12 protein-coding genes and 2 pseudogenes are annotated in these 13,296 nt (G+C 63.4%); 7 read left to right on the forward strand and 7 right to left on the reverse strand.

Translation table 11 applies throughout. The annotated features are described in order from the left end of the window. Positions 1–120 precede the first annotated feature (120 nt). The 4 genes from ACG873_RS28395 to ACG873_RS28410 are packed head-to-tail and all read left to right on the forward strand — an operon-like array spanning position 121 to position 4,918. A complete protein-coding gene (locus tag ACG873_RS28395) occupies positions 121–996 on the forward strand; it encodes a CoA transferase subunit A (RefSeq protein WP_394889137.1) in 876 nt (291 codons plus the stop codon). Next, positions 993–1,796 (forward strand): CoA-transferase subunit beta, encoded by an 804-nt coding sequence (locus tag ACG873_RS28400; RefSeq protein WP_394889138.1) that lies wholly within the window; start codon positions 993–995, stop codon positions 1,794–1,796. Before ACG873_RS28395 ends, ACG873_RS28400 begins: the two co-directional genes overlap by 4 nt. Further along, positions 1,789–2,994 carry a 3-oxoadipyl-CoA thiolase gene (gene pcaF / locus ACG873_RS28405; RefSeq protein ID WP_394889139.1) on the forward strand — a complete coding sequence of 402 codons (1,206 nt, stop codon included), beginning with the start codon at positions 1,789–1,791 and terminating at the stop codon, positions 2,992–2,994. Before ACG873_RS28400 ends, pcaF begins: the two co-directional genes overlap by 8 nt. A gap of 31 nt (positions 2,995–3,025) precedes the next feature. After that, positions 3,026–4,918: a bifunctional sugar phosphate isomerase/epimerase/4-hydroxyphenylpyruvate dioxygenase family protein gene (locus ACG873_RS28410; RefSeq protein WP_394889140.1), complete on the forward strand. Its 1,893-nt coding sequence runs from the start codon at positions 3,026–3,028 to the stop codon at positions 4,916–4,918. Positions 4,919–4,921: 3 nt separating this feature from the next. On the opposite strand, the gene pobA is transcribed toward ACG873_RS28410, so the two are convergent. From pobA to pcaD, 6 genes and pseudogenes are all read right to left on the reverse strand, one after another. Beyond that, complete coding sequence (gene pobA, locus ACG873_RS28415; protein WP_394889141.1) at positions 4,922–6,088, reverse strand: 4-hydroxybenzoate 3-monooxygenase; 1,167 nt, start codon at positions 6,086–6,088, stop codon at positions 4,922–4,924. 34 nt (positions 6,089–6,122) lie between these two features. Next, entirely contained in the window at positions 6,123–7,175 is a 1,053-nt protein-coding gene (locus ACG873_RS28420; RefSeq protein ID WP_394889142.1) for a 3-carboxy-cis,cis-muconate cycloisomerase, read from the reverse strand. Positions 7,176–7,178: 3 nt separating this feature from the next. Beyond that, complete coding sequence (pcaG, locus tag ACG873_RS28425) at positions 7,179–7,793, reverse strand: protocatechuate 3,4-dioxygenase subunit alpha (protein WP_394889143.1); 615 nt, start codon at positions 7,791–7,793, stop codon at positions 7,179–7,181. Then, positions 7,793–8,546, reverse strand: a pseudogene (pcaH, locus tag ACG873_RS28430) (protocatechuate 3,4-dioxygenase subunit beta). Before pcaH ends, pcaG begins: the two are co-directional and overlap by 1 nt. Continuing rightward, positions 8,543–8,947, reverse strand: a complete 405-nt coding sequence (gene pcaC / locus ACG873_RS28435) for a 4-carboxymuconolactone decarboxylase (RefSeq protein ID WP_394889144.1) — start codon at positions 8,945–8,947, stop codon at positions 8,543–8,545. The pseudogene pcaH and the gene pcaC overlap by 4 nt, the downstream one beginning before the upstream one ends. Further along, a complete protein-coding gene (pcaD, locus tag ACG873_RS28440; protein WP_394889145.1) occupies positions 8,940–9,752 on the reverse strand; it encodes a 3-oxoadipate enol-lactonase in 813 nt (270 codons plus the stop codon). The genes pcaC and pcaD overlap by 8 nt, the downstream gene beginning before the upstream one ends. A 93-nt stretch (positions 9,753–9,845) precedes the next feature. Between pcaD and pcaQ the strand changes: the two genes are divergently transcribed. Continuing rightward, positions 9,846–10,754 carry a pca operon transcription factor PcaQ gene (gene pcaQ, locus ACG873_RS28445; protein WP_394889146.1) on the forward strand — a complete coding sequence of 303 codons (909 nt, stop codon included), beginning with the start codon at positions 9,846–9,848 and terminating at the stop codon, positions 10,752–10,754. 3 nt (positions 10,755–10,757) lie between these two features. On the opposite strand, the gene ACG873_RS28450 is transcribed toward pcaQ, so the two are convergent. Beyond that, positions 10,758–11,672 carry an SMP-30/gluconolactonase/LRE family protein gene (locus tag ACG873_RS28450; protein WP_394889147.1) on the reverse strand — a complete coding sequence of 305 codons (915 nt, stop codon included), beginning with the start codon at positions 11,670–11,672 and terminating at the stop codon, positions 10,758–10,760. 229 nt (positions 11,673–11,901) lie between these two features. Here ACG873_RS28450 and ACG873_RS28455 point away from each other — a divergent pair, with 229 nt between their 5' ends. Then, positions 11,902–12,234 (forward strand): hypothetical protein, encoded by a 333-nt coding sequence (locus tag ACG873_RS28455; protein ID WP_394889148.1) that lies wholly within the window; start codon positions 11,902–11,904, stop codon positions 12,232–12,234. 121 nt (positions 12,235–12,355) lie between these two features. Further along, positions 12,356–13,260 (forward strand): annotated as a pseudogene (locus tag ACG873_RS28460) (EamA family transporter). Positions 13,261–13,296: the final 36 nt, after the last annotated feature.

Genomic DNA, 13,296 nt, shown 5'->3' on the forward strand with positions numbered 1-13,296 from the left:
CTGATCGCGGTCCGCGCCCGCTGCAACAGCTTGACATCTGCGCGTGCGCGGGTATCAATGTATTACATATGAAACAAATGTTCGCAATACGAACATCTGAAGTTTGGGGAGGAGATGCAAATGGCGAAGTTCCTGCCGCTTGCACAAGCGGTCGCCGAAAACCTGCGCGACGGCGACAAGGTCGCTTTCGAAGGCTTTACGCATCTGATCCCGACCGCCGCGGCGCATGAGGCGATCCGCCAGGGATTCAGAAATCTCACCCTGATCCGCATGACCCCAGATCTGATCTACGATCAGATGGTCGGCATGGGCATGGCGCAAAAGCTTGTCTTCTCCTATGCCGGCAATCCTGGCGTCGGGCTCCTGCGCCGGGTCCGCGATGCGGTCGAGAACGGCTTCCCGAATGCGCTGGAGATCGAGGAGCACAGTCATGCGGCCATGGCCAATGCCTACGAGGCGGGCGCGGCCGGATTGCCCTGCGCCGTCTTCCGCGGCTATCGCGGCGCCGAACTGGCGAAGGTCAATCCGAACATCAAGCCGATTACTTGTCCGTTCAGCGGCGAACAACTCGCGGCGGTTCCCGCGGTTCGTCCCGACGTGACTTTCATCCACGCCCAGAAGGCCAACCGGCGCGGCGACGTGCTCGTCGAGGGCATAATCGGCATCCAGAAGGAAGCGGTGCTCGCCGCCAAACGCGCGGTGGTTACGGTCGAGGAGGTGGTCGAGAATTTCGACGGCTTGCATCCCAATCTGACAATCCTGCCACGCTGGACGATCTCGGCTATTTCCGTCGTGCCTGGCGGCTCGCATCCGTCCTACGCGCACGGCTATTACGCCCGCGATAACGCGGCCTATCTCGAATGGGACGAGATTGCCGCCGATCGCGACCGCTTCCGCGCCTGGATGGAGGAGAATGTGATGCGGGCCAAGTCGGAGGATTTCGCCGCGCGCGTGGAAGGCCTCAGGGCCGGCGCAAGTCTCCGGAGCGTGGCATGACCGGCTTCACGCCCAACGAGATGATGACCATTGCGGCGTCGCGCGCGCTGAAGAACGACGATGTCTGCTTCGTCGGCATCGGTGCCCCCTCGGCCGCCTGCAACGTGGCGCGGTTGACCCACGCGCCCGACATCACGCTGATTTACGAGAGCGGCACAATCGGGACTGCGCCGGACGTGCTGCCGCTTTCGATCGGCGACGGCGAGCTTTGCGATACGGCGGTGACCACTGTCTCGGTGCCAGAAATGTTCCGCTACTGGCTGCAGGGCGGGCGCATTTCGATCGGCTTTCTTGGCGCAGCGCAACTCGACAAATTCGGCAACATCAACACCACCGTCATCGGCGACTATGCGCATCCGAAGACCCGTCTGCCGGGCGGCGGCGGCGCGCCCGAGATCGCTACCTCGTCGCGCGAAATCTATATCACCATGGCGCAGAGCAAGCGCGGCATGGTCGAGAGGATCGACTTCTACACATCTTTCGGCCATGGCGACGGCGGCGATCACCGCAAGCGCCTGGGTATCGACACCGCAGGGCCGACTCTGCTTATCACCGACCTCGCCATCTGGAAGCCCGATCCCGAAACAAAGGAGTTCACAGTCGTGTCGTTGCACCCGGGGGCCACCCGTGAAATGGTCCAGGAGACCTGCGGCTGGACGGTGAAGTTCTCTCCGGCGCTCGAAGAGACGCCGGCGCCGAGCGAACTCGAACTCGCCACGCTTCGCGATCTGAAGGCGCGTACAGACGCCGCTCACAAGCGCGATGCGATAGCCGCTAGAAGAGGGTCGAACGATGGCTGAAGCCTTTATCTGCGATTACATCCGCACGCCGATCGGCCGCTTCGGCGGAGCGCTTTCGGCGGTGCGAACGGACGATCTTGGAGCTGTTCCGCTGAAGGCACTGATGGCGCGCAACGCCAGTGTCGACTGGGCGGCCGTCGACGACGTGGTCTATGGCTGCGCAAACCAGGCCGGCGAGGACAATCGTAACGTCGCGCGCATGTCGCTGCTCCTGGCCGGACTACCGGAAGCGGTGTCTGGTTCGACCGTCAACCGGCTGTGTGGCTCGGGCTTGGATGCGGTAATCATCGCGGCCCGGGCTATCAGGGCTGGCGAGGCCGAACTGATGATCGCCGGTGGCGTCGAATCCATGTCTCGAGCGCCGTTCGTAATGCCGAAGGCAGAAACGGCGTTTTCGCGCAATGCCGAGATCCACGACACGACGATCGGCTGGCGCTTCGTCAACCCGTTGATGAAACAGCAGTACGGTATCGATTCCATGCCCGAAACCGGCGAGAACGTCGCCGAGGAGTTTTCGGTCTCCCGCGCCGACCAGGATGCCTTCGCCGTGCGCAGCCAGAACAAGGCGGTAGCCGCTCAGGAGAATGGCCGTCTCGGCAAGGAAATCACCGAAGTAACGATCCCCCAGCGCAAGGGCGATCCGGTCGTCGTCGGCCAGGATGAACATCCCCGCGCCGGCACGACGCTGGAAGCGCTGGCAAAGCTGCCGACGCCCTTCCGGCAGGGCGGCACGGTTACGGCCGGCAACGCCTCCGGCGTCAATGACGGAGCCGCGGCGCTGATCGTCGCTTCCGAAGCTGCCGCAAGGAAGTATGGCCTGACGCCGATTGCCCGCGTTCTCGGCGGCGCGGCCGCCGGCATCGCGCCGCGCATCATGGGTATGGGCCCAACCCCTGCGACGAAGAAGCTCTGCGCCCGCATTGGCATCACGCCGCGAGATTTCGACGTGATCGAACTCAATGAAGCCTTTGCCTCCCAGGGTATTGCCGTGCTCCGTGAACTCGGCATCGCCGAGGATTCGGAGCATGTGAACCCGAATGGCGGAGCGATCGCGCTCGGCCATCCACTCGGCATGTCGGGAGCGCGCATCACCGGAACCGCCGCCCTGGAACTCAGGGAGCGCGGCGGCAGGCTGGCGCTGGCCACAATGTGTATTGGCGTCGGACAGGGCATAGCAGTGGCCATGGAACGGGCCTGATCCATAGAAGCCCATCGGAGGGTCGAAGCCGATGAAAACCTCGATCGCAACCGTCTCTATCAGCGGAGACTTTTCCGAAAAGCTGGCGGCGATCGCTGCGGCAGGCTTCGACGGCGTCGAGATTTTCGAGAACGACCTTCTGGCCTCCGACGCGTCGCCCGCCGAGGCCGGCCGGATGGTCCGCGATGCCGGCCTCGAGATCACGCTGTTCCAGCCGTTCCGCGATTTTGAAGGCATGCCGGAGCCGCATCGGTCACGCGCCTTCGACCGGGCGGAGCGGAAGTTCGACTTTATGCAGGAACTGGGCGCCGACCTGATGCTGGTCTGCTCCAACGTCTCCTCCGTCTCGCTCGGCGGCATCGACCGCGCCGCGGACGATTTTCGCGAGCTCGGTGAGCGTGCCTCGGTGCGCGGGCTGCGCGTCGGCTATGAGGCGCTGGCTTGGGGCCGGCACATTAACGACCACCGCGACGCTTGGGAGATCGTGCGTCGAGCCGACCATACCAATGTCGGGCTGATCCTCGATTCCTTCCACACCCTGGCGCGCAAGATAGACGTCGGCTCGATCCGCGCCATTCCGAAGGACAAGCTGTTTCTGGTCCAACTTGCCGACGCGCCGAAGATCGAGATGGACCTGATCTATTGGAGCCGGCATTTCCGCAACATGCCGGGGGAGGGCGACCTGCCCGTCCGCGACTTCATGCGGGCTGTGGCGGCCACCGGCTATGACGGCTTCCTGTCGCTCGAAATCTTCAACGACCAGTTTCGCGGCGGCTCGCCAAAATCGATCTCGGTCGATGGTCGTCGCTCGCTGATTTATCTCATGGATCAGGTGCGCCGCGACGAGCCCGCTGCCGCCGCTGGCCTGCCTGAAATGCCCGATCGGATCGCCGTGAGCGGCGTCGAGTTCATCGAATTCGCCGCCAACGAGGCGGAGGGACGCGAACTGGCGGCTTTCTTTCGCGGCATGGGATTCGCGAAATCCGGCAAGCACGTCTCCAAGGACGTCACGCTCTACCGCCAGGGGGATGTCAACCTCGTCATCAACACCGAACGCGAGGGTTTTGCGCATTCCTCCTACGTCGTGCACGGCACCTCAGTCTGCGCCCTCGGCCTCAAGGTCGAGAATGCGGCCGCGACCGTGGAACGCGCCAAGGCACTGGGCGCGGAGATATTCAGCCAGCCGGTCGGGCCTGGCGAACTGACCATCCCCGCGATCCGCGGCGTCGGCGGCGGGGTCATCTACTTCATTGACCAGACGTCGGAACTGCGCCGCGTGTGGGAGACTGAGTTCGTTCCCATCGAGGATGACGATGCACCGCGGGATGCCGGTCTCACTGCCATAGATCATGTCGGCCAGACCATGCTGTATGAGGAGATGCTGACCTGGCTGCTGTTCTACACATCCATCTTCAGGACCAGGAAGACGCCGATGGTCGACATCATCGACCCGGCTGGTGTGGTGCGCAGCCAGGTCATCGAGAGCGACGAGGGCAGCCTGAGGCTGACGCTGAACGGCGCCGAAAACCGCCGCACCTTCGCCGGGCATTTCATCAATGAGTCCTTCGGCTCCAGCGTCCAGCACGTCGCCTTCGGTACGGATGACATATTTAACGCCGCTGCCGCGCTCCGGGCGAACAGCTTCGAGCCGCTGCACATCTCGCCCAATTATTACGATGACGTGGAGGCTCGTTTCGGCCTTGATCCCGATCTCGCCGATCGGCTGCGGACAGAAAACATCCTTTATGACCGCGACGACAACGGCGAGTATTTCCAGCTCTACAGCCCGAATTACGGCGAGGGCTTCTTTTTCGAGATTGTCGAGCGGCGCGGCGGCTACCGCGGTTACGGCGCTCCGAACGCGCCGTTCAGGATCGCGGCGCAGAAGCGGCATTTGCGGCCGAAGGGCATGCCACGCGCCTGACGCTCAGTAAGGCAGGCCTACGTAGTTTTCAGCCAGCGCAGTGGAAGCCGCGCGCGAGTGGACGAGATAGTCGAGTTCGGCTTCCTGGATGCGCTGCCCGAACGCGCCGCCTTCGGGGAAACGGTGCAGCATGGTGGTCATCCACCACGAGAAGCGCACAGCCTTCCACACCCGCGCCAGCGCGCGGCCCGAGTAGGCGTCCATGCCCGCCGTCGATCCGTCCGCATAGAATTCCCGCAGGCCCGAAAACAAATAGCGCACGTCGCTGGCGGCAAGGTTCAGGCCCTTCGCCCCGGTCGGCGGCACGATATGGGCGGCGTCGCCGACCAGCGACAGTTTGCCGAATTGCATCGGCTCGACGACGAAGGAGCGCAACAGCGCGATCGACTTCTCGAAGGACGGGCCGGTGGTGACGGCGGCGGCGCTCTCCGCCGGGAGGCGGCGGCGTAACTCGTCCCAGAAGCGGCCGTCGCTCCAGTCCTCCACTTTTTCGTCGATCGGGCATTGGATGTAGTAACGGCTGCGGGTCATCGAGCGCATCGAGCAGAGCGCGAAGCCGAGTTCATGATTGGCGTAGATCAATTCGTGGCTGGCCGGCGGCACCTCGGCCAGCACCCCGAGCCAGCCGAACGGGTAAACCCGTTCGAAGCTCTGCAGCGCGCCCCCAGGGACCGATCTGCGGCTCACACCATGATAGCCGTCGCACCCGGCAATGAAATCGCAATCGATGCGGTGCGATTGCCCGTCCTTCTCGTAGGTGACGAAGGGGCTGCCCGAAATGTCGTGCAAGGCAACATTTGCGGCCTCGAACACGGTCGTCAGCCCGGCCTTCTCGCGCTTCTCGACGAGGTCGCGTGTCATCTCGGTCTGGCCATAGACCATCACCCGCTTGCCGGTCAGCGCGTGGAGGTCGATGCGGTGCAGCCGGTTGTCGAAAGCGACGGCAAAGCCGTCATGCGGCAGCCCCTCGGCATGCATGCGCTCGCCCGCGCCCGCCTCGTCGAGCAACTCGACCGTGCCCTGTTCAAGCACGCCTGCGCGTACCCGGCTCAGGAGGTGATCGCGGTCGACGCGCTCCAGGATGACATTGTCGATGCCGATGCCGGCGAGCAATTGCCCGAGCAGCAGGCCGGAAGGGCCGGAACCGACGATCAGGACCTGCGTGCGCAACGGCTTCTCCTGGAAACGGTGACATGCATGTCGGCTACGCTCCGAGCCTGTCCATCCTGCCGATCAGTTCCGCCGCAAGACGCAGCGATGAGCCGGCCGCGACGATCATCTGCGGCAGGATGAGCCACTCCAGCGACCAGGCAGAACCAGAGCGCTCCTGCTCGTGAACCAGTGCGTGGTGCATGCCTGAAAGCTGCGTGGCGTTGAACCTCGCCAGCGTGACCAGAATTTCGGCTGCAACGGGGTTCTGCTTGTGCGGCATCGCCGAGGAGCCGCCGCCGCCGCTCAGCGCGATCTCATCACCCGCCTGCGCCATCAACGCGACATCTTGGCCGAATTTCCCGAGGCTGCCGGTCAGCAGGGACAGGAAGCTTGCGAATTCGGCCATTCGGTCGCGCTGGCTCTGCCACTGTGGAACGTTCGCCAGGCCCAGCCTTTGCGCCAGCGCCGCACGGACTGCCTCGCCCTTGCCGTCGAGCTTGTCCAGCGTGCCGGCCGCGCCGCCGAACTGGATGGTCAGGAGTGTCGGCCGCAATGCCTCGAGCCGAGCCTTGTGGCCGACGAGCGGGTCGCGCCAGCTTCGGATGCGGTCGCCTGCGCTGATCTCTATTGCCTCCTGCATGCGCGTGCGGCCCATCAGCGGATTTGGGCCGAAGCGTTTGTCCAATTGGTCGAAACCTTCCACCTGTGCGTCCAACCGGCGTTCGAATAAATCCAGCACCGGCTTCAGCCGCAACACGAGCGCCGTGTCGATCACATCCTGGCTGGTCGCGCCAAAATGCAGCCGGTCGGCATGCGGCGCGGCGATAGCTTCGCGCATCTGCCGGACCAACTCCGGGACCGCAACCCCGTCGTGTGCTACGCCATTCCGAAGGGCCGCTATGTCTGGCTTGAAGCCGGCGAGCGCCTTGGCTATGGCGCTTGCGGCTTCCTGCGGGATGACGCCCGCTTCCGCTTCGGCCTCGGCAAGCGCGATCTCGAACCGGAGCATTGCCGCGAGTTCCGCATCGAAGCCAAAGAGTGTCTCGATCTCCTCGTCGCCGAAGAGGCTGGAGAGGAAAGGATGGTCGAAAGCCGAGACAGCCATGGTCTAGATGTCGAAGAAGACGGTTTCCCGCTCGCCCTGGAGATGAATGTCGAATGTGTACGTATCGCCGTCGCGCGTCGCGATCAGCGTCGGCACGCGAACGCGGTGCTCGATGCGCGCCAGTATCGGGTCCTCCGCGTTGGCCTCTTCCTCGTCGCCGAAATACATCCTGGTGTGCAGGCCGATATTGATGCCGCGCGCGACGATCCAGATCGTGAGGTGCGGCGCCATCAGCCGCCCGTCCGGGAACGGCACGCGGCCGGGCTTGACCGTCTCGAACAAGCATTCGCCCGTCGTCATGTCGGTCGCCTGCCGGCCCCAACCGGTGAAATTGGGATCAGCCGCCCCGCGCATTTCCGAAGGCGAATTGTAGAGGCCGGCCGCATCAGCCTGCCAGATTTCCACCACCGCGTCCTTGAGCGGCGTGCCCGACCCGTCGATCACCCTGAGCTTCAGCGTAATGCGTTCACCCCTGGTTTTCTCGTTGACAATTGCGGTGCCGAGATCGCCGTCATAGACACCCGAAATGCCGGAAAAGTTCGGCGTCAGGCCGATATGGGCGTAGGGTCCGGCGGTCTGCGAAGCAGTTTCCTTCAGCCGATCGAGGCTCTGCACCATCAGTTGCCCTCCAGCCTGTTTTCGAACAGCGACGAGCGGCGGCCCCGGAGCACGATGTCGAATTTGTAGGCGCGAGCGTCCATCGGGATCGTCGCCTCCATGTCGAGCGCCGCGACAAGGCGTTCGATCGCGGCGCGGTCGGGAATTGTCCGCACGATCGGACATTGCCAGATCATCGGGTCGCCCTCGAAATACATCTGCGTAATCAGCCGCTGCGCGAAGCCATGGCCGAAAATCGAGAAATGGATATGCGCCGGACGCCAGTCGTTGGGGCCGTTCGGCCAAGGGTAGGGGCCGGGCTGGATCGTGCGGAAGGCGTAAGAGCCGTCTTCGTCGGTGATAGTGCGCCCGCAGCCGCCGAAATTCGGGTCTAGCGGCGCGATATAGCCTTCCTTCTTGTGGCGGTAGCGCCCGCCGGCATTGGCCTGCCAGAACTCGAGCAGCGCGCCTGGAAACCCCCTTGCCGCGTTCGTCGAGGACCTTGCCGTAGACGATGATGCGCGGCCCGATCGCGCTTTCGCCGGGCTTGGCGAAATTGTGGATCAGGTCATTGTCGAGTTCACCGAGAATATTGTGGCCGAACACCGGCCCGGTGATCTCCGACAGCGTCCCGTCAAGCGACAGCAGCGCCCGCCGCGGCGAACGCAGCACGGAGGTCTTATAGATCGGCGTATAGGCAGGCGGATGAGCGTTGAGATCGCGCCGGAAGAATGCGCCGGTCTCAGGCCTGCGGTTCGATATGCGCTCCGTCATCGCTGTTCGCCCTTGCCGTCCATCTCGTTAAACACCTGCTTGGCGATCTTGATCGCTTGGTTGGCTGCCGGCACGCCGGCATAGATCGCCACATGCAGCATCGCCTCGCAAATATCCTCGCGGCTGGCCCCGGTGTTGGCAGTGGCACGGACGTGCATGGCGACTTCCTCGGAATGGCCGAGAGCGGCCAGTAGCGCGATGGTGACCATGGACCGTTCGCGCTGCGTCCAGTTCGGACGCGACCATACATGGCCCCAGGCCGCTTCAGTAATGAGTTCCTGGAACGGACGGTCGAAATCGGTCTTGGCGGCTTCCACGCGATCGACATGGGCATCGCCGAGCACCGCGCGCCGTGTCGCCATGCCGACGCCGTAGCGGTCCGCTGGTCCTGCCTCACGCATCGGCAGTGCCTCCGAGATCGTTGCGCGCGAGGAATTCGCGGATTCTTGCGGCGAGCTGCGCCGGTTGCTCCACGCAGGGGATATGCCCGGCATTTTCGCTAATCGCGAACTCCGCGCCTGGTATCAGATCCGCCATCGAGCGGACCAGCGCCGGTGGCGTCGAGCCGTCCTGGTCGCCGACAAGGCAGAGCGTCGGCACTGTGATGCGTCGCACCAGGGCAGTGTGGTCGGCGTCGCGCACCGCCGCGCAAGTTCCCGCATAGCCTTCGACCGGCTGCCGCGCCAGCATTGCCCGGCAGCCGGCGAGCAGCGCCGGCTTCTCGGTGTGGAAGGACGGCGTGAACCAGAGTTTCAGGATGCCGTCGGTAAGCGAATCGATGCCGTTCCGGCGTACGGCGTCGATGCGCGCGTTCCACGTTTCCGCGGTGCCGATCTTGTGGGCGGTATCGCACAAGATCAGCGCGCGCACGAATTCCGGACGCAGCCCATAAACGCACTGCGCGACAAGCCCGCCGACCGACAGGCCGCAGATGATCGCTCCGCGCGCGCCGACGAAATCCAGCAGGCCGGAAAGGTCGGCGGCATGGTCTTCGATTTCGTAAGGTGGGGAGCCTAGTCCCGACAGGCCATGGCCACGCATGTCGTAGCAAAGCGTGGAGAAGTCCGCGGCGAGATCGTCCGCGACTTCGCGCCAAATGCGGAAATCGGTGCCGAGCGAATTGGCGAAGACGATCAGGGGTTTTCCCGGCCCGCCGTCCCTGTGCTCGTAATGAAGCGTGATGCCGCCGATTTCAGTGAACTGCATCCAGGCTCCTCCTTCTCTCAAATTGATATGCTTTTTCAGTTTCGTAAAATCATTTCTTTTGCCAGTTCGATAACCATTGGGTTATCACATGGCATGATCGATCCCCGCATCAAGCTTCGCCATCTGCGCACCTTTCTTGAAGTGGCGCGCCAGAAAAGCGTGATCGGGGCGGCAAATCTCCTGCATATCAGCCAGCCGGCGGTGACCAAGACAATCCGCGAACTTGAGGAGACGCTTGGCGTCTCGCTGTTCGAGCGGGAGGGCAGGCGCATCCGTATCACGCGCCACGGCGAGATATTCCTGCGCCACGCCGGCATGGCAATCAGTGCGGTGAGACAGGGCGTCGATTCCGTGACGAACGCCTATGAGGGCGAGGGGCCGCCGCTGCGCATCGGCGCGTTGCCGACCGTCTCGGCCCGGATCATGCCGCGAGCGATCTCGCTCTTCCTGAAAGAAAGCACCAGAAGCAGCATCAAGATTGTGACCGGTGAGAATTCGGTGCTTCTCGAACAGCTCCGCCTCGGCGAACTGGATCTTGTCGTCGGCCGCCTGGCGGCGCCGGAGAGAATGAGCGGCTTTTTCTTCGAACACCTTTATTCGGAGAAGGTGGTGTTCGCAGTCAGGAGCGGGCATCCGTTGCTCGAAGCCGGTCAGGATATTTTCGCGCGGATTGGCGATTTCCCGGTGCTGATGCCGACGCGCGGCTCGATCATCCGGCCATTCGTCGAACGGTTTCTGATAGCCAACGGCATGCCTGCCATCGCGACAGAGATCGAGACGGTCTCCGACAGCTTTGGACGCGCTTTCCTGCGGGCTAGCAATGCGGTCTGGGTAATCTCGGAAGGCGTAGTCGCGAACGATCTTTCCGATGGGACGCTTGCCGTGTTGCCGGTCGACACCGCGGACACAAGAGGGCCGGTCGGGCTGACAATGCGCACCGACACGGCGCGGCCGCCGGCTTTCGAGGTGCTGCTGCAGACCATCCGCGAGGCGGCGCGCTGAGGCTCAGCCGTTGATGGTCAGATAGGCGGAATAAAGCGACGTGGTTCCGCAGATGAAGAGGCGGTTGCGGCGTGGCCCGCCGAAGGTAACGTTGGCGACCGACTCCGGAATCCGTATCTTGCCGATCAGCGTGCCGTCCGGCTCGAAGCAGTGGACGCCGTCGCCCGCGCTCGTCCATAAGCGGCCATCGCGGTCGACCCGGAACCCGTCGAACAATCCGTTCGAGCATTCTGCGAAGACCTCGCCGCCCGACAGGCCGCCTTGGTCGGAGACCGCGAAACGGCGGATATGGCGCGGCCCGCCCGGCATATGGCTGGCGCCGGTGTCGGCGATGTAGAGCAGGCTTTCATCCGGCGAGAATGCGATCCCGTTGGGCTTGACGAAATCGTCGGCGACCTTCGTCACTGAGCCGGTCCCGGCGTCGACACGGTAGACGTGGCAGCCGCCGATCTCCTCGTCCTGTCGTTCGCCCTCATAATCGCTCATGATCCCGTAGGTCGGGTCGGTGAACCAGATCGAGCCGTCGCTCTTGACCACAAGGTCGTTCGGCGAATTGAAGCGCTTGCCGTCGAACTGGTCGGCGATCACGGTGACCGAGCCGCCGAACTCGGTCCGTGTCACCCGGCGGGTCAGGTGCTCGCAGGTTAGCAGCCGGCCTTGGCCGTCAACGGTGTTGCCGTTGGAATTGTTGGACGGCTTGCGGAATTCCGAGACGACGCCATTGGTTTCATCCCAGCGCAGCATGCGGTTGTTGGGGATGTCCGAGACGACGAGATAACGTCCCGGGCCGAACCATGTCGGACCTTCCAGCCAGCGCGCACCGGTCCACAAGCGCTCGACCCGCGCATGCCCGGCGAAGCAACCGGCAAAACGTGGATCGATAACCTCGAATCCGGTTCCCTCGACTTCTCCGAACATGTTTCCCCTCCCTCGGCAGCGAAAAGGCCATGCAGTTTCTCGCGTGCCAACGATTCACATATTGGCAGGCTGTCGTCAAAGGAATGAACCCAGCCTGTCGGCCGGTAGCGTTCCACTGGTACTCGGTTCGCGACCCCAGGACAGCAGTTGGATCTCCATAATGCCGTTCAGCCTCTGTTCAGGCGGCATATGAACAGCTGCCGTGATGAACTGCTATGAGATATGCCCAATGCTGAAATGTCTTTTCCTCGTTGGTGCCATCGCTCTGATAGCCTCGCCCGCGCTTGCCGATCCTTACAAGGACGAGAGCGGCAAGGGTTCGTACCGCGCATGGGATCACCGTGACCGCGACCAGTACCGCGATTGGCGAGAGCGCGACCGGGATGATCACAGGCGCTATTCCTATCATATCCCCCGTGGGCATTTACCACCGCCGGGAAGCTGCCGCGTGTGGCTCTACGACCGCCCGGCTGGCCAGCAGCCCCAGCCGACAAGCTGCCGTCAGGCGCAGCGATTGGCTTACCGCTATGGCGGCAGGGTAATCTGGGGCGGCGAGCGGTAGTCTTTTCCACCCATAGTCGACACTAGCTGTTGGCCAGGCAGCTTGCCTAGCGGGCGGCGGTTGGCCTAAAGGCTGAACCGCGACTTTTCGGTCGCCTTGGATGAGTGGCCGCCAAAGACGCATGGAACTCTGGATACCCATCACCATCGCCGCAGCCTTCCTGCAGATCTGCGGTCGGCGGCGCAGAAACACCTGAAGGGCGTGATGGGCACGACCGGCGCGACCTTCGTGCGCTTCGGCTTCGGCGTTCCGTTCGCGCTGTTCTTCGTCTTCGCGCTCAACCGCTTCGCCGGCTATCCGTTGCCAAGCGTCAATGGCGCCTTCTTCGCTTGGATGGTCATCGGCGGGATCGGCCAGATCGCTGCGACCTTCCTGCTGGTCTATCTGTTCTCGTTCCGCAATTTCGCGGTAGGCACCGCCTATTCGCGCACCGAGCCGGCGCAGGCGGCGCTGTTCGGCTTGATCTTCCTCGGCGAGCGGGTGACGGCGGGCACATTGTCGGCCATTGCCGTGAGCGTGTTTGGCGTCATGCTGATCTCGGTCGCCCATATGGCCGTCAGCTGGCGCACGCTGGTTTCGTCCGTGGTTTCCCGCAATTCGCTGATCGGCCTGGCCTCCGGCACGCTATTCGGCGTGTCGGCGGTAGCCTACCGGGCCGCGTCGCTGGCGCTCGGCGGTCCGAACTTCATGATGCAGGCGGCGGTCACGCTGGCCTTTGTCATTGTGTTCCAGACGCTGGTGATGGGCGCCTGGATGGTGTTTCGCGATCGTACAGAAATAGGACACATCGCGAGAGCCTGGCGTCCCGCTCTGTTCGTCGGCCTGGTCGGCGCATCCGCGTCGTTCGGCTGGTTCATGGCCATGACCTTGCAGCAGGCGGCGGTGGTCAAGGCCTTGGCGCAGATCGAGATGCTGTTCACCTTCGCGTCGTCGATCTTCTTCTTCAAGGAGAAGATAAATGCATTGGAAACAGCAGGTTGCCTGCTGATCGTGGGCGGTATCCTGCTGCTGCTCCTGGTCGGCTGAGCACGCCATCGAATGCGCTGGACGCAGACGCATTAA

It is taken from the genome of Allomesorhizobium aridi (assembly GCF_043769475.1).
Classification (GTDB): Bacteria; Pseudomonadota; Alphaproteobacteria; order Rhizobiales; family Rhizobiaceae; genus Allomesorhizobium.